Annotated in this window: 15 protein-coding genes; 11 read left to right on the forward strand and 4 right to left on the reverse strand. The window is 64.7% G+C overall.

Annotated elements, in window-relative coordinates; genetic code table 11:
* Window positions 1-117: 117 nt before the first annotated feature.
* Window positions 118-879, reverse strand: a complete 762-nt coding sequence (locus J2T57_RS20035; RefSeq protein WP_253484309.1) for an SIR2 family NAD-dependent protein deacylase — start codon at window positions 877-879, stop codon at window positions 118-120.
* Window positions 880-969: 90 nt separating this feature from the next.
* Here J2T57_RS20035 and serB point away from each other — a divergent pair, with 90 nt between their 5' ends.
* The 9 genes from serB to J2T57_RS20080 all read left to right on the forward strand — a co-directional run bounded on the left by serB (window position 970) and on the right by J2T57_RS20080 (window position 12,437).
* Window positions 970-2,190: a phosphoserine phosphatase SerB gene (serB, locus tag J2T57_RS20040; protein WP_253484312.1), complete on the forward strand. Its 1,221-nt coding sequence runs from the start codon at window positions 970-972 to the stop codon at window positions 2,188-2,190.
* A 124-nt stretch (window positions 2,191-2,314) separates the two neighbouring features.
* Window positions 2,315-4,210, forward strand: a complete 1,896-nt coding sequence (gene htpG, locus J2T57_RS20045) for a molecular chaperone HtpG (protein WP_253484315.1) — start codon at window positions 2,315-2,317, stop codon at window positions 4,208-4,210.
* 186 nt (window positions 4,211-4,396) lie between these two features.
* Complete coding sequence (locus tag J2T57_RS20050) at window positions 4,397-4,834, forward strand: type 2 periplasmic-binding domain-containing protein (protein WP_253484334.1); 438 nt, start codon at window positions 4,397-4,399, stop codon at window positions 4,832-4,834.
* Between the two features lie 13 nt (window positions 4,835-4,847).
* The gene (locus J2T57_RS20055) at window positions 4,848-6,077 is read left to right on the forward strand and encodes a hypothetical protein (RefSeq protein WP_253484337.1); all 1,230 of its coding nucleotides are present in this window, start codon (window positions 4,848-4,850) and stop codon (window positions 6,075-6,077) included.
* Between the two features lie 3 nt (window positions 6,078-6,080).
* The gene (locus tag J2T57_RS20060; RefSeq protein ID WP_253484340.1) at window positions 6,081-8,915 is read left to right on the forward strand and encodes a bifunctional diguanylate cyclase/phosphodiesterase; all 2,835 of its coding nucleotides are present in this window, start codon (window positions 6,081-6,083) and stop codon (window positions 8,913-8,915) included.
* 105 nt (window positions 8,916-9,020) lie between these two features.
* Window positions 9,021-10,037, forward strand: coding sequence for a histone deacetylase family protein (locus J2T57_RS20065; RefSeq protein WP_253484343.1), 1,017 nt, complete (start codon window positions 9,021-9,023; stop codon window positions 10,035-10,037).
* Window positions 10,030-10,680 carry an HAD family hydrolase gene (locus J2T57_RS20070; protein WP_253484347.1) on the forward strand — a complete coding sequence of 217 codons (651 nt, stop codon included), beginning with the start codon at window positions 10,030-10,032 and terminating at the stop codon, window positions 10,678-10,680. The genes J2T57_RS20065 and J2T57_RS20070 overlap by 8 nt, the downstream gene beginning before the upstream one ends.
* 13 nt (window positions 10,681-10,693) lie before the next feature.
* A complete protein-coding gene (locus J2T57_RS20075) occupies window positions 10,694-11,899 on the forward strand; it encodes a UbiH/UbiF/VisC/COQ6 family ubiquinone biosynthesis hydroxylase (RefSeq protein WP_253484350.1) in 1,206 nt (401 codons plus the stop codon).
* 55 nt (window positions 11,900-11,954) lie between these two features.
* Window positions 11,955-12,437 (forward strand): hypothetical protein, encoded by a 483-nt coding sequence (locus J2T57_RS20080; protein WP_253484353.1) that lies wholly within the window; start codon window positions 11,955-11,957, stop codon window positions 12,435-12,437.
* A gap of 4 nt (window positions 12,438-12,441) precedes the next feature.
* Here the strand turns inward: J2T57_RS20080 and J2T57_RS20085 are convergent, their stop codons facing one another.
* The 3 genes from J2T57_RS20085 to J2T57_RS20095 are packed head-to-tail and all read right to left on the reverse strand — an operon-like array spanning window position 12,442 to window position 16,116.
* Complete coding sequence (locus J2T57_RS20085; protein ID WP_253484355.1) at window positions 12,442-13,155, reverse strand: pseudouridine synthase; 714 nt, start codon at window positions 13,153-13,155, stop codon at window positions 12,442-12,444.
* Window positions 13,156-13,198: 43 nt separating this feature from the next.
* Window positions 13,199-13,600 carry a Cu(I)-responsive transcriptional regulator gene (cueR, locus tag J2T57_RS20090; RefSeq protein ID WP_253484358.1) on the reverse strand — a complete coding sequence of 134 codons (402 nt, stop codon included), beginning with the start codon at window positions 13,598-13,600 and terminating at the stop codon, window positions 13,199-13,201.
* Complete coding sequence (locus J2T57_RS20095) at window positions 13,597-16,116, reverse strand: heavy metal translocating P-type ATPase (RefSeq protein ID WP_366519134.1); 2,520 nt, start codon at window positions 16,114-16,116, stop codon at window positions 13,597-13,599. The genes cueR and J2T57_RS20095 overlap by 4 nt, the downstream gene beginning before the upstream one ends.
* Window positions 16,117-16,268: 152 nt before the next feature.
* On the opposite strand from J2T57_RS20095, the gene J2T57_RS20100 reads away from it, so the two are divergent.
* Together J2T57_RS20100 and minC are read left to right on the forward strand one after the other, a co-directional pair.
* On the forward strand, window positions 16,269-16,832 hold the full coding sequence (locus tag J2T57_RS20100) for a CAP domain-containing protein (protein WP_253484361.1): 564 nt from the start codon (window positions 16,269-16,271) through the stop codon (window positions 16,830-16,832).
* A 158-nt stretch (window positions 16,833-16,990) separates the two neighbouring features.
* A complete protein-coding gene (gene minC / locus J2T57_RS20105) occupies window positions 16,991-17,710 on the forward strand; it encodes a septum site-determining protein MinC (protein ID WP_253484364.1) in 720 nt (239 codons plus the stop codon).
* Window positions 17,711-17,746 lie beyond the last annotated feature (36 nt).

The following is a 17,746-nucleotide window of genomic DNA, read 5'->3' on the forward strand; positions in this document are numbered from 1 at the left end:
GTCCACGGGGTTTCTCCTTCTTGGAATGCCAAGTCCGCAAACTCAGCATCCATCGGAGGGACTCCGTGGACAACCTGTTGAGAGATCACACCTAGGGAAGCGCTGCAGTATTCACGCCTAGTGTGCCTGGGCACTCCCGAATAGCCGCCGGAAAAGGCCCGGCAGCACTTCGCCGGCTTTGCCCCGCAGCGAACTGCTCGCCAATCGTGTGAGTGGGGTTTCCGTTGGATTGATCTCGATTACCCAGGCGCCATGTTCCAGTGCGATCGCCGGCAGGCTGGCTGCCGGATGCACCAGCGACGACGTGCCGATGCTCAGGACGACATCGGCGCTGGCAGCCGCTTGCGTGGCCCGGTTGAGCGCCGCCTGCGGCAACATCTCGCCGAACCAGACCACGTCCGGCCGCCCCAGGCTGCCGCAGCGCGGACATGCGGGCGGCGCATCCAGACTCTCCGGCACAGGGTCGAACAGATGGCGGTCGCTACTACAGACGGTGCGTTGGAGGTTGCCGTGCAACTCCACCACATCCTGGCTGCCAGCCCGCTGGTGCAGCCCATCCACGTTCTGGGTGACCAGCAGGAAATCACCGTCGAAGTGCTGCTCCCAGTTCGCCAGGGCATAGTGGGCCGGGTTGGGCTCCACCTCGGCCACCAGCCTGCGGCGCCACTGGTACCATTGCCAGACTGTGTCCGGTTGCCCCGCGAAGGCCTCCGGCGTGGCCAGTTCCATGGGGTCGTAGCGGGCCCACAGACCACTTTGTGCTTCTCGGAAGGTGGGTACGCCGCTCTCTGCGGAAATTCCGGCGCCGGTTAGCGCGAGTATGCTTTTCGCCTGCCGCAGGCGCTCGAGTGCAGCGACATCAGGTGTGGCGTCCGCCATGGCATCCCCTTGCGAATCGCGGGTCAAGCAAGGATGATAGCCGTCCGCAGCGACGGCGACGAGCATGGCGGCAGCACGACAGGTCTTCCAATGAGCGAAATCATCCTCATCAACATTTCCGGTCAGGACAAGCCCGGCCTGACGTCGTCGCTCATGGGTATCCTGGCGGAATATAACGTCGGCATCCTGGATATCGGTCAGGCCGTCATCCACGACACCCTGTCCCTGGGGATGCTGGTGAAGGTGCCGGAGCAGGCGACCCTCTCGCCGGTGCTGAAGGATGTGCTCTTCCACATCCACCACCAGGGCATGCAGGTGCGCTTTACCCCCGTCAGCGAGGAAGACTATGACGCCTGGGTGCAGGGGGCGGGCAAGCCGCGCTACATCTTTACCCTGCTTGGCCGCCGCATCACGGCTGATCACATTGCCCGCATTGCCAGCGTGATCACGGCCAACGATCTCAACATCGAAGACATCATGCGTCTCTCCGGCCGCGAACCGCTCTACAAGACCGGCAAGGCCAATCGTGCCTGCATCGAGCTGACGGTGCGGGGTCAGCCCCTGGACCTGGACGCCATGAAACAGCGCTTTCTGGAGATCTCCCAGGAGCTGGATGTGGATATCGCCTTCCAGGAAGACAGCGTATATCGCCGCAATCGCAGACTCGTGGTGTTCGATATGGACTCCACCCTGATCCAGCAGGAGGTCATCGACGAACTGGCCCGGCATGCCGGCGTTGGAGAGGAAGTCAGCCGGGTTACCGAGGCCGCCATGCAGGGCGAGATCGATTTCCGCGAGAGCCTGCGCCGGCGGGTCAGTCTGCTGGAAGGGCTGGATGCTGGTGTGCTTGAGACAGTGGCCCGCGAGCTGTCGTTGACCGAGGGCGCGGAGCGGCTGATTCGCACCCTCAAGTCCTTTGGCTATCGCACCGCCATCGTCTCCGGCGGATTCAGCTATTTCGGCCGTTTTCTGCAGAAGCGCCTGGGTGTGGATTACGTCCATGCCAACGAACTGGAGGTGGTGGACGGCCGGGTGACCGGCAAGGTCCTCGGCCAGATCGTTGACGGTGAGCGCAAGGCGGAGTTGCTCCAGGAGATCGCCCGCCACGAAGGGCTGGTGCTGGAGCAGACGATCGCCGTCGGGGATGGCGCCAACGATCTGCCCATGTTGCGCCTTGCCGGCCTGGGGATCGCATTCCGGGCAAAGCCGCTGGTCAAGCGCAGCGCCCGCCAATCCCTGACTACACTGGGACTGGACGGCATTCTCTACCTGATCGGCATCAAGGACGCGGAAGCCGCCGTCGACGATTGAACCCGCCAGGCCTTGAAATCGCCGGCCACGGTTCCTATCTGCCCTACATTGGCGCAGTCACCGATCGCAGCCGCCATGCCCGTCACGATTCCGATTTTCACCGCGAACAGGAGTGAACCCAGCAATGACTGCCGCGGCAGACAAGCAGACCCATGAATTCCAGACCGAGGTTCGGCAACTGCTGAAGCTCATGATCCACTCGTTGTACAGCAACCGTGAGATCTTCCTGCGGGAGCTGATCTCCAACGCCTCCGATGCGGCGGACAAGCTGCGCTTCCAGTCCCTGCAGGACGAGGCGCTGCTGGAGGGTGATGGTGATCTTGCCATCCGGATCAGTTTCGACAAGGAGGCCCGCACCCTGACCGTGGCCGACAATGGTATCGGCATGAGCCGCGACGAGGTGCAGGACAATCTCGGCACTATTGCCCGCTCCGGCACCCGCCAGTTTCTCGAGCAGCTCTCCGGTGATCAGTCGAAGGACGCCCGCCTGATCGGGCAGTTCGGCGTCGGGTTCTATTCCGCCTTCATTGTCGCCGACCGGGTCACCGTGCTGACCCGCAAGGCCGGTGAGGAAGCGGCAGCGGGCGTGCGCTGGGAATCCACCGGCGAGGGCGAATACACCATCGAGAGTGAAGCCCGCGAGCGGCGCGGCACCGAGGTAATTCTGCATCTCAAGGAAGACGCCGACGAATTCCTCGATGGCTATCGCCTGCGGCGGATCATCCGCACGTATTCCGACCACATCGATCTGCCCATCCGCATGGCCAGGGAAGCCGCCGACGAGGAGGGCGATACCGAGGACGAGACCGTCAACAAGGCGAATGCCCTGTGGATGCGCCCGCGCAACGAGATCAAGGACGAGGAATACGTTGAGTTCTACAAGCACGTGGCCCACGACTTCGACGAGCCGCTGACCTGGATGCACAACAAGGTCGAGGGCAACCAGAGCTACGCGTCGCTGCTCTACATTCCCAAACGGGCGCCCTTCGACCTCTGGGACCGGGAAGGTGGTCACGGGGTGAAGCTTTACGTGAAGCGCATTTTCATCATGGACGACGCCGAGCAGCTCATGCCCCGGTACCTGCGCTTCGTGCGCGGGGTGATCGACAGTGACGACCTGCCGCTCAATGTCTCCCGCGAGATCCTGCAGAACAATCGCCAGATCGACCGCATGCGGGCGGCCAGCGTAAAGCGCATCCTCGACACCCTTGAGAAAATGGCCGCTGATGAAGCGGAGAAGTACGCCGAGTTCTGGGGTACCTTCGGTCGGGTGCTGAAGGAAGGCCCTGCGGAGGATTTCGGCAACCGGGAACGTGTCGCCAAATTGCTGCGTTTCGCTTCCACAAGAGGTGAGGGCGATGTCGAGGCGGTCTCGCTGGACGACTACATCGGCCGAATGAAAGAGGGCCAGGAGGCCATCTACTACGTCACCGCGGACAGTTTTGCCGCTGCGCGGAACAGCCCGCACCTGGAAGTGTTCCGCAAGTACGATGTCGAGGTGCTGTTGCTGGGTGATCCCGTTGATGAATGGTGGGTCAGCCATCTGCAGGAATACGACGGCAAGCGTCTGGTATCGGCGGCCAAGGGCGAACTCGACCCGGCGAAGCTCGGCGGCGAAAACGCACCGGACAAGGCCGAGCAGGAAAAGACCGAGACCGAGTTGAAGCCCCTGGTGGACAGGCTCAAGGCTGCCCTCGGCGAGACGGTGGAGTCGGTGCGCGTAAGCAGCCGTCTCACCGACTCCCCCGCCTGCCTGGTGGTGGGTGAGCAGGAGTTCGCCATCAACATGCAGCGCATGCTCAAGGCTGCGGGGCAACCGTTTCCCACCGGCAAGCCGACGCTTGAGATCAATCCTGATCACGCCATTATCCGCAGTCTTGGCGAGGCGCCGACGGACAGCGTCGACGACTGGGCTCATGTTCTCTATGAACAGGCCCTGCTCGTGGAGGGCGGGCAGCTCGAGGATCCGGCGGCCCATGTGAAGCGCGTCAACCGGCTGTTGCAGATGTCCCGCTCCTGATACCAGGGCATGATGTCCCGACATGGCCGAGACCCGAATTCTGTGACGGGTTGCGGCTTTTTCGTGCTTGCGCCTTTCAAAGCTGCGACAACATTCCTAGACTCCCGGCATGACTGCATGTATTGGGGTGGACGATGGCGACTGTGCCCGGGTCCGCGGGTTGCCGCGCAAGGGGGGCGCTTACCCATGCGTTCACTGAGCGCCGGGCTGCTGCTTCTGATCGTGTTTTTCTGCCCCTCATCGAACGGACAGGAAAGCCGGACTGCACCCGTGGTGGTTATTGCCCACGCCGGAGTGCCGGTGGATGCCCTCCCGCGCAACACAGTCCGCGCCATGTTTGCCATGCGTCAGCGCTCCTGGCCGACCGGCTCGGCCGTGCGCGTGTTCGTACTACCGGATCGCGATCCGGTACACGCCCGCTTCGTCAAGGAACAGCTTGACGTCTTCCCGCATCAGCTGCAGTTGTCCTGGGACCGGGTCGTGTTTTCGGGGACCGGCCAGGCCCCCGGACGCGCCGATTCCCAGATCGACATGTTGCAGCGGGTCGCTACCACTCCCGGGGCCATAGGTTATGTGGAACGGACATTCGTCGACGACCGTGTTCGGGTACTCAACCTTGACTAGGAGCCTGTCGGAGTTGAACCCGAACATCCATACCCGCGGCCGACGTGCCTCCGGACTCGCGCTGTCCATAGCCGCGCTCCTGTTCTCGAGCGCGGCGGCGGCAACGCAGGATGACCGGGGTGTCATGGATACGCTTCAGGTTCATGGCTTCGTCTCCCAGGGGTTCATCATCACGGACGACAACAATTTCTTCGGCCCCAGCAGCGGGGGTGGCGGCAGTCTCAAGTTCACGGAAGTGGGTGTGAACGCCTCGTTGCGCCCACTGCCCAATACGCTGGTGTCCGGGCAGGTGCTGAGCCGTCGTGCCGGTGACGAAGGCGAGGATGCAGTGCCCAGGCTTGACCACGGGGTGTTGGACTACCAGTTCCTGTCCGACGAGAATCGGAGCGCAGGTATTCAGCTCGGTCGTTTCAAGAATCCGTTCGGCTTCCACAACCAGACGCGGGACGTGGCCTTTACCCGTCCGGGGATACTGCTGCCACAGTCTATCTATTTCGACCGTACCCGCTCCCTGGGGCTCGCTGCGGACGGTGGTTCGGCTTATCTGTCACAGCGTCTCGCCAGCGGCGACCTGCGGGTCCAGGTGGGTGTGGGGCGCCCCCAGGCTGGGCGGGATCTCGCCCAGGTGCTGGTGCTGGACGAGCAGCCGGGGTCCATCGATGGCCGGACCTCTGCCATCGGTCAGATTCTCTACGAGCATGACGGCGGTCGCTTCGTGGCGGCGCTGAGCGCGGCGCGCGTGCGGGCCCGTTTCAACAGTCGTAGCAGTGGTCCTGGTGATGGCGACTTCGAGTTCGAACCCTATATCCTCTCCCTGCAGTACAACAGCGAGGACTGGAGCCTCACCGGCGAGTTCGCCTTGCGCAAGTCATCACTGAGTGGCTTCGAGGGGCCGCAGTCGGCGCGCAATTTCGATGTCACCGGGGAGAGTGGCTATCTGCAGTACACACGACGCTTCCTCGCCGACTGGCAGTGGTTCCTGCGCTACGATGTGCTGTATCTGGACCGTGACGACCGTGATGGCCGCGACTTCGCCGAAGCTACACAGCTACCGGCGCATTCGCGCTTTGCCAAGGACCTCACCGCCGGTGTGCAATGGCGTTTTCACCCGCAGGTGCTGCTCTCCGCGGAGTACCACCGGGTGGACGGCACCGGCTGGCTGCCCGGTGCCGACAATCCCGATCCCGGCGCCACGGAGCGCCGTTGGAATATGCTGTTGCTGCAGACTTCATTGCGGTTCTAGTCCATGACCGACTCCCCATCCAGATTCGGACTCGTGAGCCTGAAGTGGCGGGTCCTGTTGGCCACCAGCTTGCTGCTGCTCGGTCTGGCTGGGGTCTTCACCTACAACAGCCATGCAGCCCTGTGGGAACGTTTCGAGCAATACCGGGACGTGATGCATGAGCGCCAGGCGCGGGAGATTCAGCTGGCGCTGGATCAGTCCGGAGACGATTTGCGGCGGCTGGCCAGCCTGGTATCGAGCTCCAGCGACCTTGGCATCGGTTTGCTGCAGAACGACTCTGATGAAGTTCATGCGGCGTTTCAGCCGGATTGGCCGACCCTGCAGCTGGACGCCGGGCTGGATGAGGTTGCCATATTCGATAGGGAGGGCGAGCAACTCGGTACCTGGGGAGAATCTCTTGATGAGTCCGTCCGGCCCCGGGTCCGTGACTGGGTTCAGGATGCCGTCAACCAGGAGTCGCCCGCGGGGGGGCTGGTCTGTGCCCAGGACTGCCGCCAGTATGCGGTGGTCCCGGTGCTCTACCGCGGCGAAATCGTGGGGTCGGTGCTGGTTTCCCGAACCCTGGCGGAGGTCGCCCGCAACGCCCGGATGATTTCCGGTAGTGACGTGGCTCTGCTGGTGGCGGATCAGCCCACCCCACAGCCCGAGGATCGCTTTCTCGCCGACTGGGCGCGATCGGTGCGTATGCTCACCCAGGAAGAGACCACCATGCCCGTGCTTCAGCGCGCCAGCGAGCAGATGGCCCTGGATGATGTCACCCGCGGCCGCCAGCGGCTCGATATCGGCGGCGGGCACTTCGAGCTTGCGGCCCTGCCGGTAGCGGGGCCGGCAACGCCCGCGCATTTTCTCCTGGTGACTGACGTTTCCGACGAAGTGTCCGCGATTCGTAATGAGACCCGGTTCACGTTGCTCGCCGGGCTAACCGGCTGGATCGCCGCCGAACTGCTGCTGCTGGGCATACTCTGGGGCCCCATGGCGCGCCTGCGCAGGCTTGCCGACGTGCTCCCCGGCCTTGCCTCTGGCAAGTACGCCTCGGTGCGTGCGGCCACTGGCAGGAACTCCGGCAGATGGTCCGATGAAATCGACATTCTCGACGGGGCGGCCCGTACCCTGTCCGATCAGCTGGAAACCCTGGAGGAGCAAGTGGCCTCCCGGGGGCTCGAGCTGGATCAGCGCATGCGGGAACTGACCCGGGAGAAGGGTTTCGTCGATCGCCTGCTGGACACCGCCCGGGTCATCATTCTGACCCAGGATCATGAAGGTCGGATCACGCTGGCCAACCGATATACCGAGTTGCTGGTGGGTAGCCCGTCGGCGGAGATCCTGGGCCGTCACTTCGCCGACATTTTCCTGCCGGGGCTTGCCCGTCCCCGAGGCGCGGAGTTTGCGCCCGCTCAGGAGGAGGGGGTGATGTTGACCAGTGACGGTCAGCATCGGACCATCGCCTGGTATCACGCACCCATGGAAAGCGAGTCCGGTGGCCCGGCGATGATCTCCGTCGGGCTTGATATCAGTGGCCGCAAGGCTGCCGAGGAGCGTCTGGCCTGGCTTGCCAACCATGATTCGCTGACCAATCTCTACAATCGGCGATTCTTCCAGCATGCCCTGGATCAGGCCCTCAGCAGTCATGCCTGGGGCGCCATGTTGTTCCTCGACCTGGATCAGTTCCGTGATGTGAACGAGCTGAGCGGACACCACTCCGGCGATCAGCTCCTGCAACTGGTCGCCCAGGCGCTGGACGAGGAGCTGCAGGGTGATGGGGTCGTGGCCCGTCTTGGCGGCGACGAGTTCGCCATCCTGCTTGAAGGCGCCGACGCCAAGGCTGCAACTGCGGTAGCGGAGCGCATCGAGCGGATACTTGATGCGATCGTTTTCTCCGCCGGTGGCCGTCGGCATCGGGCCATGGCCAGCATTGGCATTGCCCTGTATCCGGAACATGGGCACACGCCGGCGGACCTCATGGCCAGCGCCGATCTGGCCATGTACAAGGCCAAGGAATCGGTCTCCCAGCGTTGGCATGTGCTCGGCGCCAGTACGGTGACCCGAGAGGAACTCCATGAGCGGGTCTACTGGGTAGAGCGTATACGCAACGCCCTGGAGGTGGGCGGCCTGGAGCTGGTGGCTCAGCCCATCGCCCGAATTGCCGACCAGCGCATGGATCACTTCGAGGTTCTGCTGCGCATGCGCGGCGAGGACGGCAACCTGGTGCCGCCGGGCCTGTTCATCCCCGTCGCCGAGCGCAGCGGACAGATCGTGGAGCTGGATCGCTGGGTGCTGCGGGCCACGCTGAATCTGCTGAACGAGCTGTCCGCCGAAGGCTGGCATGTGCATCTGGCTGCCAACCTGTCCGCACAATCCCTGCGGGACGACCAGCTCTGCGGCTTCCTGGAGCAGGCCTTTGCCGAGACCGGCGCTGATCCTGGCCGTCTCATCATCGAGGTCACCGAAACCGCCGCCGTCACCGACTTTGCCGCCGCCCGTGGCGTGATGCAGCGCATCCGCAGCATGGGCTGCCACTTTGCGCTGGATGACTTCGGCGTGGGCTTCAGCAGCTTCCACTACCTGGGGCAGTTGCCGGCGGACTACATCAAGATCGATGGTTCCTTCATCCGTAACCTCACTACCAGCACCGAGGACCGCCTCATCGTCCGTGCCATCGCCGACATCGCCGCAGGTTTCGGCAAGCAGACGGTTGCCGAGTTTGTCGATCAGGCGGCCATCCTGCCCATACTCCAGGAGTACGGCATCACCTTCGCCCAGGGCTACCATCTGGGCCGGCCGGGCCCGGTGCGCGAGGTCGTGGCGCGCTATGCCGGCACATCCGCGGAAACGCGCTGATCGTCTTTACGGCGGCGAGTTCTGGTGTCAACGTAGCGGGAGTTTCGGCGGCCGGCCATGCGGCCGCCGCCCGTGATTGCCATCGAGCGTTGGAGAGCGTGATTCGTGAAAGCCTTTTTCCACCCCGAGCAGGACAAGCATATCCCCCGATCGTATCTGTCACGTGGGCAGATGCGGACGCCACTGGAGGTGCCCGAGCGCACCGGATTCATTCTGCAGGCGCTGCGGGAGCTGGACTATGCGGTGGAAAGTCCGGCGGATCACGGCATGGCACCGCTGGGCCGGGTGCATAACCTGGAGTACCTGCGCTTTCTTGAGGGGGCGCACCGGCGCTGGAAGGGAATCCCGGACGACTGGGGCGACGAGGTGATGTCCAACATCTTTGTCCGCTCTCCCAATCCCCGCAAGGGCATCCTGGCCGAAGCGGCGTATTTCCTGGCCGACGGCAGTTGCCCCATCGGCCCGGATACCTGGTCCGCCGCCTACTGGTCGGCGCAGAGCGCGCTCAGTGCGGCGCAGGCCATGCTCCAGGGCGAGCGCACCGCCTATGCCGTGTGTCGCCCGCCCGGGCACCACGCCCGGATCGACGCCGCTGGCGGCTTCTGTTACCTGAACAACGCTGCCATTGCGGCGGAGGCACTGCTGCCGGCGTTCCCCCGTATCGCCATACTCGATCCCGACATGCACCACGGTCAGGGTATCCAGGAGGTGTTCTACAGCCGCAGTGACGTGCTCTATGTGTCGATTCATGGTGACCCCACCAACTTCTATCCGGTCTGCTCCGGTTACGAGGACGAGCGCGGCGCCGGCGACGGCTACGGCTACAACATCAATCTGCCCATGCCCCACGGCTCGTCGGAGGACCACTTCCTGGATCGGTTGGACGAGGCAATGACGACCATACGGCTGTTCCAGCCGGATGTGCTGGTGGTTTCGCTGGGTTTCGATATCTACAAGGATGACCCCCAGGCCAAGGTGACCGTGACTTCCGGTGGCTTCCATCGCATGGGGCAGGTGCTCGCCGCCGCCGGTATGCCGGTGCTGGTGGTGCAGGAGGGTGGCTATCATCTGGAGAGCCTGGCGGAGAACACCCGGCAGTTCTTCACCGGGCTGAATGGCTGAGGGGCGAGTTCCGTTGCCGGCGCAGCGTCAAGCGGGTATTCGCGCCGTGGCCTTCGATCTCGATGGCACCCTGATCGACTCCAGGCTCGATTTTGCCGCCATAAGGCGGGAGCTCGATTTTCCGCCGGGCCGGGGGTTGCTGGAACACATCGCAACGCTGCAGGATCCGGCGGCGGTCGCTCGTGCCCACGCCGTCATCGAGCGGCATGAAATGGCCGGTGCCGAAGCGGCTCAATGGATGCCCGGGGCCGAACGGCTGCTGGACCGGCTGGTTGCCGCAGGCATGCCCATGGCCATACTGACCCGCAACATGCGCGCCGCCGCAGATCTTGCCTGCCGCTCCCTGGGCATACCCGTGGAGCTGGTGCTCACCCGGGAAGACTGCCGGCCCAAGCCGGATCCTGACGGCTTGCTGGAGATCTGCCGGCGGCTGTCGGTGGCGCCGGCCCGGCTGGTCTACGTGGGTGACTTCGTCTACGACCTGCAGACGGCTCGGGCGGCGGGCGCGGTGTCCTGCCTGTATCGCTACGGCGATAATGGCCGCTATGCGGTGGATGCCGACTGGGTGGTGGATCACCTGGGTGAACTTGCCGGCCTTCTCGGCGTCGATCTCTCCGGCGGCCATCGTGGCCGCGCCTCCTGATGGTGCAGACAGCATGACCGAACCGGTTGATGTCATCGTGGTTGGCGGCGGCATGGTGGGGGCGACCCTGGCGGCCTTGCTGGGGCGCTCGGGCGTCTCGGTGGCCGTGGTGGAAGGCGGCCAGGCACCCACCTGGTCCGAGGCCGATCCGCCTGACCTCCGTGTCTCCTCTGTCAATGCTGCTGCCCAGCAGGTGTTCGTCGAGTGCGGGGCCTGGGCTGCCATGGAGGCAGGCCGCGCCGCGCCATTCCGGCGCCTGCGGGCCTGGGATGCCTCCGGTCGGGGCGAAACCTGCTTCGAGGCTGGAGATGCCGGCCTGGAGCGGTTCGGCTGGTTCGTCGAGAACCGCCTGATTCGGACCGCGCTCTGGCAGGCACTGGAGAATCTGCCAGCCGTCACCGTGGTCTGCCCCGGCGAGCCGCTTGCCATCGAGCAGGATGTCGAGTCGGTTTGTCTGCGCCTTCGCGACGGCCACGAAATCACCGGCCGCCTGCTGGTTGGTGCCGATGGGGCGCGGTCGAGTATCCGTCGCCTGGCGGGCATTGACATGCCCATGCATGACTATGGGCAGCACGCGCTGATCGTCAATGCCGTGACCACGCTGCCGCAACAGGACATCACCTGGCAGCGCTTCACGCCCAGCGGCCCCCAGGCATTCCTGCCCCTGGTGGGGCACCATGCCTCCCTGGTGTGGTACGACGCACCCGATAATGTCCGGCGCTTGCAGGCCCTCTCAGACCAGGCGCTGATCGAGGCGATCCTTGGCGTGTTTCCGGCCGAGCTGGGTGGCATCGAGGCGATCCTCGGCCGGGGCAGCTTTCCCATCCGTCGGGGACACGCCCGGCGCTATCGGGATCACCGCCTGGCGTTGGTGGGGGATGCCGCCCACGTGATTCATCCCCTGGGCGGGCAAGGGCTGAACCTGGGTATTCTCGATGCGGCGGCCTTGGCCAGAGGGATCATCAGGGCGCAGGGCCAGGGTGCAGATGTCGGTGCCGCCGCGGTTCTGGCCCGCTACGAGGCAAGGCGGCGGCCGCGCAATGCCGCGATGATTGCCGCCATGGATGCCTTCCATCGGGTATTCACCGCACCGATTCCGCAGCTCCGGGAGACCGCCGCCTTTGCGCTTGGTATCGCCAATCAGGCCGGGCCCATGAAGCGCCTGGTCATGCGCCACGCCATGGGTCTGCCGGCCTTCGGTCGTGCAGTCGGGTTGTGATGGCCCCTGTGCTACTATCGCGCCGCAACTGGTTGGGAATGCGGGGATAACCACTGTGAACGATACCGAAGGCGCCGCGACCGAGGCAGTGCCGCGAAGCTGGGCGGAAAAACTGTTCTATGCCGGCCTTTGCGCCTTCAGTGTGATCGCCTTGCACACCGAGCTGCAGGAGCCCCACGGGCCCTGGTTCTGGGTGGTGTGGGCGTCCCTTGTCCTGATCATGGGCTATGGGTTCGTGCAGTCCCTGCGGCGCCCACTGCTGCGGCTGGAGCGTGAGCAGCTGGTCATCTGGCGCAGCCCCTACTCGGCTCCCATGCCTGTCAGGTACGACGCCGTGAAAATGGCGTTCGTGGAAACGGGACGACGCAAGCTCACCATCGAAATCATGCGTACCGACGGCGACACACTGAACTTCATGCCGAGCTTCATCTCCGGCAAGCGCCAGGATCACATCATCGCCTTGTTGCGTCAGCGTCTGTCCGCGGGGCGGGTCGATGTGGATCCCATGAAGCGCATGCGCCGCAGCCTCTGGAAGTAGCCATTCAGGCAATCCCGAGCGCATCAAGCTGCCAGCCCAGAGCCTGCAGGACGCGGCTGAAACCGTCGTCGGGAGGCGCGACTATGTCCAGTGGCTTGCCAGTGACGGGATGAGCCAGCTCCATCCGCCAGGCATGCAGCAGCAGCCGATGGCTGTCGAAGCGCTCCCGAAACAGGCGATTATGACGGCCCTGGCCATGGGTGGTGTCGCCAATCAGCGGGTGGCTGATGTGGGCGAAATGCCGGCGAATCTGATGCATGCGTCCGGTCTCCGGCTCTACCTCGACCAGTGAGTACCGGCTGGTCGGGTAGCGGTCCACAGAGACGGGCAGCTCGGTGATCGCAAGCCGGCGATACCGGCTCACCGCAGCCTGCAGGGCAGCGTCCGCCGACTCCCCTGACAGCGGATAATCGATCACGCCATGTTCCGCGGTGTAGCCACGCACCACGGCCAGATAGCGTTTGACCACCTGGCGGGCGGTAAAGGTGGCACCCAGCGCGCGGGCGGTGTCAGGGTCCAGCGTGAACAGCAGGACGCCGGAGGTGGGGCGATCGAGCCGATGTGCCGGGTAGACGCGCCGGCCAATCTGATCGCGCAGGGTCTGCAGGACAAAAGTGTCATCCTCGCTCAACCGGCTGCGGTGGACCATCATCCCGCATGGCTTGTCCACCGCGACCAGCCAGTCATCCTGATAGAGAATCCGGAGGTGTTGCGTCATGGGCGGCAGCATACCCACGGCGACGGCACCTGTCCCGTGAGATCTACTCGGCAGTGGCATCCGCCGCCAGATCGGCGAGGATCGGGCAATCAGGGCGATGATCCCCATGGCAGTTACGGGCCAGATGCTCCAGGGTGCCGCGCATGGTCTGCAGTTCGCGAATCTTGTTGTCCAGTTCCTCGATATGACTAAGGGCCAGCGCCTTCACCCGCGCGCTGGCACGGTTGCGGTCCTGCCAAAGGGCCAGGAGGTCGCGCATCTGTTCCACCGAGAAGCCCAGATTGCGTGCCCGGCGAATGAAACGCAGCGTGTGTACATCCGCGTCGCCGTACACGCGGTAGCCGGCCTCGGTGCGGTGCGCCGCCGGAATGAGGCCGACCCTTTCGTAGTAGCGGATCATCTTTGCCGACACGCCGGAGGCGGCGGCTGCTTCGCCAATGTTCATGTCTGCTCCGTTGTGTGGTCGGACCCGGCCAGGCGTTGATCCGCACGGCGGGATGTTCCCGTCAGCGGCGGCGTGAATCGACGCAGACGCAGGGCGTTGGTCACCACACTGACGCTGGACAGCCCCATGGCCGCTGCCGCCAGCACCGGCGATAGCAGGATCCCGAAGGCCGGATACAGCACCCCCGCGGCTACGGGGATCAACGTGGTGTTGTAGGCGAACGCCCAGAACAGATTCTGGCGGATATTGCGCATGGTGGCCCGGGACAGGGCTATGGCATTGGGCAGGTTCGACAGGTCACCGGAAATCAGCACCAGATCGGCGCTTTCGATGGCGATGTCCGTGCCCGTGCCGATGGCGATACCCACATCCGCCTGGGCCAGGGCCGGCGCGTCATTGATCCCGTCACCAACGAACACCGTGCTGCCGTCGCCCTGCAGGCCGCGCAGGGCGTCGACCTTGCCCTCCGGCATCACCTCGGCAATGACGGTATCGATCCCCAGTTGTCTGGCAATGGCCTCGGCGGTACGGCGATTGTCGCCGGTGATCATGGCGACCCGCAGACCAAGCTGGTGGAGCGCCGCAAGCGCCCCAGGGGCGCTTGCCTTGATGGGGTCTGCCACGGCCAGTATCGCTGCCGGCTCTCCGTCCACCGCGGCGTAGAGCGGCGTCTTGGCCGCATCGGCGAAGCGGTCTGATTCAGTTGCGAAGCGGTCGATGTCCACCCCGATCTGGGTCATGAACCGCGCTGCGCCCACCTGAACTAGATGCCCCGCTACCCTGGCGGTGACACCCATGCCGGCTACCGCTTCGAACTCGGTGGGCGTTGGCACTTCAAGACCGTCCTGTTCCGCGGCGCGGACGATGGCCTCGGCAATGGGGTGTTCCGAGCGGCTCTCCACGGCGGCGATCAGCGGCAGCAGACTGCGGCGCTCCATGCCTGCAGTCACCAGATCGGTGAGTTCCGGCCGCCCTTCCGTCAGGGTGCCAGTCTTGTCCAGGGCCACAACCCTGGCGTCGCGCAGACTCTGCAGCGCCTGGCCCTGGCGGAACAGGATGCCCATCTCGGCACCCTTGCCGGTGCCCACCATGATGGAGGTGGGTGTTGCGAGGCCCATGGCGCAGGGGCAGGCAATGATCAGCACAGCCACCGCATTCACCAGTGCGAAAGTGAGTGCCGGGGCGGGGCCGAAGGCGAGCCAGATCAGGAAGGTCAGTGCCGAGGCCAGCATGACGGCGGGTACAAACCATGCCGTGACGCGATCCACCAGGCCCTGGATGGGCAGCTTCGCCGCCTGGGCCTGTTCCACCATGGCCACGATGCGGGCCAGCATGGTGTCGGCGCCGACACCGGTTGCCTCGAAACGCACGCTGCCGGTGCGATTGATTGTGCCGCCGACCACCGAGTCGCCATCACCCTTGGCCACGGGCACCGCTTCACCGGTGATCATGGACTCGTCCACGAAACTGCTGCCGTCGACGATGCGGCCGTCTACCGGGACTTTCTCGCCGGGACGGACCAGCACGATATCCCCCACCTGGACCTGCTCGATGGCCACGTCCATGGTGCGCCCCTCGCGCTCGATGCGGGCGGTGCGGGCCTGTAGCCCCAGCAGGCGCTGGATGGCGGCACTGGTCCGGCCCTTGCTCCGGGCTTCGAGATAGCGTCCCAGCAGGACCAGCGTGATGATCACCGCGGCCGGCTCGTAATAAACGTTCACGGTGCCGGCGGGCAGCAGGCCGGGGGCAAAGGTGGCGATAACCGAATAGCCATAGGCTGCCGTCGTGCCCAGCATGACCAGGGAGTTCATGTCCGGGGCCCAGCGGAGCAGGGCGGGGCCGCCGGTGCGGTAGAAGCGCAAGCCCGGGCCAAACTGCACGGCGCTGCCGAGCACGAATTGAAACAGCAGCAGCGTCATCAGGCTGAATTGCCCCATCAGCCAGTGGTGCAGCCCCGGGATCATGTGGGAGCCCATTTCCAGCACGAAGATGGGCGCAGTCAGCGCGGCTGCGATGAGCGTGCTGCGGCGCAGCGCCTCCTGCTCTGTCTCCCGGTGGCGTCGGGCGGTCTCGTGGCTGTCCTCGCCGCTGGCGTCGGATTTATAGCCGGCCTGCTGCAGTGCGTCGCGCAGACCCTCCGGACTGGTCAAGCCGTCAATGAAATCCACCCGGGCGACGCCACTTGCCAGGTTGACGCTGGCTTGCTGCACGCCCGGTACATCGAGTAACGCTGTTTCCACGCGGCGCACGCAGGAGCCACAGTTCATGCCTGAGACGTGCAGCTCTGCCGACGTTACCGCCGGTTTAAAGCCCGAATCGCGCACTGCGGACATGGCCGCCGCCATATCGAATGCGTCGTTCACGTCCAGGCTTGCCCGCTCGGTGGCGAGGTTGACGCTGACTTGGTCGACGCCGGGGACTGCCTGCAATGTGCGCTCGACGCGGCCGACGCAGGAGGCGCAATGCATGCCCTCGACGCGGAAGCTCAAAGTCTGGGAATGCTGTTCAGTGGCCACATCCGCGTCCCTTGGTGAAGAATCTTTTCCAGTTTATAAACCTTCTAACAATTGGAAGGTCAAGCCTGCTGTCGTGTGATCGAGACAGCTGACGCACACCGGCCAAGGCGATAGGCTGGCAACATCATGGACACCCCGGGGCAGGAAACGGCATGAAGCTGGTTCGACGGATCTCGATTGCAGCACTGGTATTGCCCCTGGCGGCCTGCAACCTTTCAACCGGGATGCGTGCGTCCGGCGGCGAGACAGCGCCAACGTCGCCGCCATCAGAGCCGCCGTCCGAGTTGCATGGCACGGCGGCGGTACAGGCCCTGAACGCGATCAGATCAGACGCCCGGGACTGCGGCGGCGAGTTCATGCCGGCGGTGGCCGACGTCGGCTGGAGCGACGCTCTGGAGGACGCGGCCCAGGGCCACTCGGACGACCTGGCCGAAAATCTCCACGACAGCCTGAGCCATACCGGCTCCGATGGCCTCGGGGCCGGGGAGCGTATCGCCAACGTGGGCTACAATGCCGCCTCCTGGGCCGAAAATATCGCCGCGGGAACAAGTTACGACACGGTGGACGCGGTCATGGTGGGCTGGCTGGAGAGCCCCGGGCATTGCCGCAACCTGATGAATCCGAACGTGACGGAAATCGGTCTTGCGCTGACAACGGCAGCCGAAACCCGTTACCGCCACTACTGGACGCTCAAGCTGGCCCGCCCGCAGAACTGAACGACCTGCTGTTGGGTTGTGGCGACGCCTTGAACAGGCGTAGGCTGCGCGCTATAAAGGCGCATCGGCGCTCACCTCCCGTGAGCGACATCCGCAACGACGCGTACAGGAGGCCGCATAGAGCCCCCGGCACGCGTAGTTCAAGTTCTGGACAGGGGATGACCCAGGCAAAACAGCGACGTAATCCTGCGCTCGAACTCAAGGGTCGCATGATGACCCTGACCGTGCTGCGTCTGCTCGACCCGTCGGTCGAGGTACTGGCTCGGGAGCTTGATGAGCGCATGCGGGATGCCCCCGACTTCTTCCGTCACCTGCCCGTCATCCTCGACGTCGAAGCCGTCGATGACTCGGATCTGCACCTGGATCTGCCCGGTCTGGTGGGGTTGCTCCGCGCACGTGAGTTCCTGCCCGTGGGTATCCGCGGTGGTGCCGACCATTGGCGTGAGGCGGCCCGTGAGGCGGGAATTGGCGTCTTCTCCGGTGGCTCCGACGTGCCGGCGGCGAAAGCGCAGGGAGCCAGACCCCAGGCGGTGCCGGAGCCCGGGGCAAGCGCCACCATGTTGGTCAAGCAGCCGGTTCGATCGGGGCAGCAGATCTATGCCCGGGGCGGTGACCTGGTCGTGCTGGGTGCGGTCAGCCCCGGTGCCGAGCTGCTCGCCGATGGCAACATCCATGTCTATGGCAGCCTGCATGGTCGGGCCCTTGCTGGCGTGCGTGGCGACAGGGAAGCCCGGATTTTCTGTCAGAAGTTCTGGGCGGAGTTGGTGTCGGTGGCTGGAACCTACAGTGTCAGTGAGCAGTTTGAAGAGAGTGTCCGTGGGGCTGCCGTGCAGATCGCGCTGCGCGACGGCGACATACTCGATATTCAGCCGCTCTGACAATTACGAGTACCACAGCGTTGGGCGACGCCCGCG

The organism is Natronocella acetinitrilica, from assembly GCF_024170285.1.
In the GTDB taxonomy this organism is placed as follows: domain Bacteria; phylum Pseudomonadota; class Gammaproteobacteria; order Nitrococcales; family Aquisalimonadaceae; genus Natronocella; species Natronocella acetinitrilica.

Excerpts from the sequence above, each read along its gene's own strand:
- J2T57_RS20075 (WP_253484350.1), top strand. The coding sequence starts at position 10,694 with ATGACCGAACCGGTTGATGTCATCGTGGTTGGCGGCGGCATGGTGGGG.
- J2T57_RS20050 (WP_253484334.1), top strand. The coding sequence starts at position 4,397 with ATGCGTTCACTGAGCGCCGGGCTGCTGCTTCTGATCGTGTTTTTCTGC.
- minC (WP_253484364.1), top strand. The coding sequence starts at position 16,991 with ATGACCCAGGCAAAACAGCGACGTAATCCTGCGCTCGAACTCAAGGGT.
- htpG (WP_253484315.1), top strand. The coding sequence starts at position 2,315 with ATGACTGCCGCGGCAGACAAGCAGACCCATGAATTCCAGACCGAGGTT.
- J2T57_RS20060 (WP_253484340.1), top strand. The coding sequence starts at position 6,081 with ATGACCGACTCCCCATCCAGATTCGGACTCGTGAGCCTGAAGTGGCGG.
- J2T57_RS20070 (WP_253484347.1), top strand. The coding sequence starts at position 10,030 with ATGGCTGAGGGGCGAGTTCCGTTGCCGGCGCAGCGTCAAGCGGGTATT.
- J2T57_RS20100 (WP_253484361.1), top strand. The coding sequence starts at position 16,269 with ATGAAGCTGGTTCGACGGATCTCGATTGCAGCACTGGTATTGCCCCTG.
- cueR (WP_253484358.1), bottom strand. The coding sequence starts at position 13,600 with ATGAACATTGGCGAAGCAGCCGCCGCCTCCGGCGTGTCGGCAAAGATG.
- serB (WP_253484312.1), top strand. The coding sequence starts at position 970 with ATGAGCGAAATCATCCTCATCAACATTTCCGGTCAGGACAAGCCCGGC.
- J2T57_RS20035 (WP_253484309.1), bottom strand. The coding sequence starts at position 879 with ATGGCGGACGCCACACCTGATGTCGCTGCACTCGAGCGCCTGCGGCAG.
- J2T57_RS20085 (WP_253484355.1), bottom strand. The coding sequence starts at position 13,155 with ATGACGCAACACCTCCGGATTCTCTATCAGGATGACTGGCTGGTCGCG.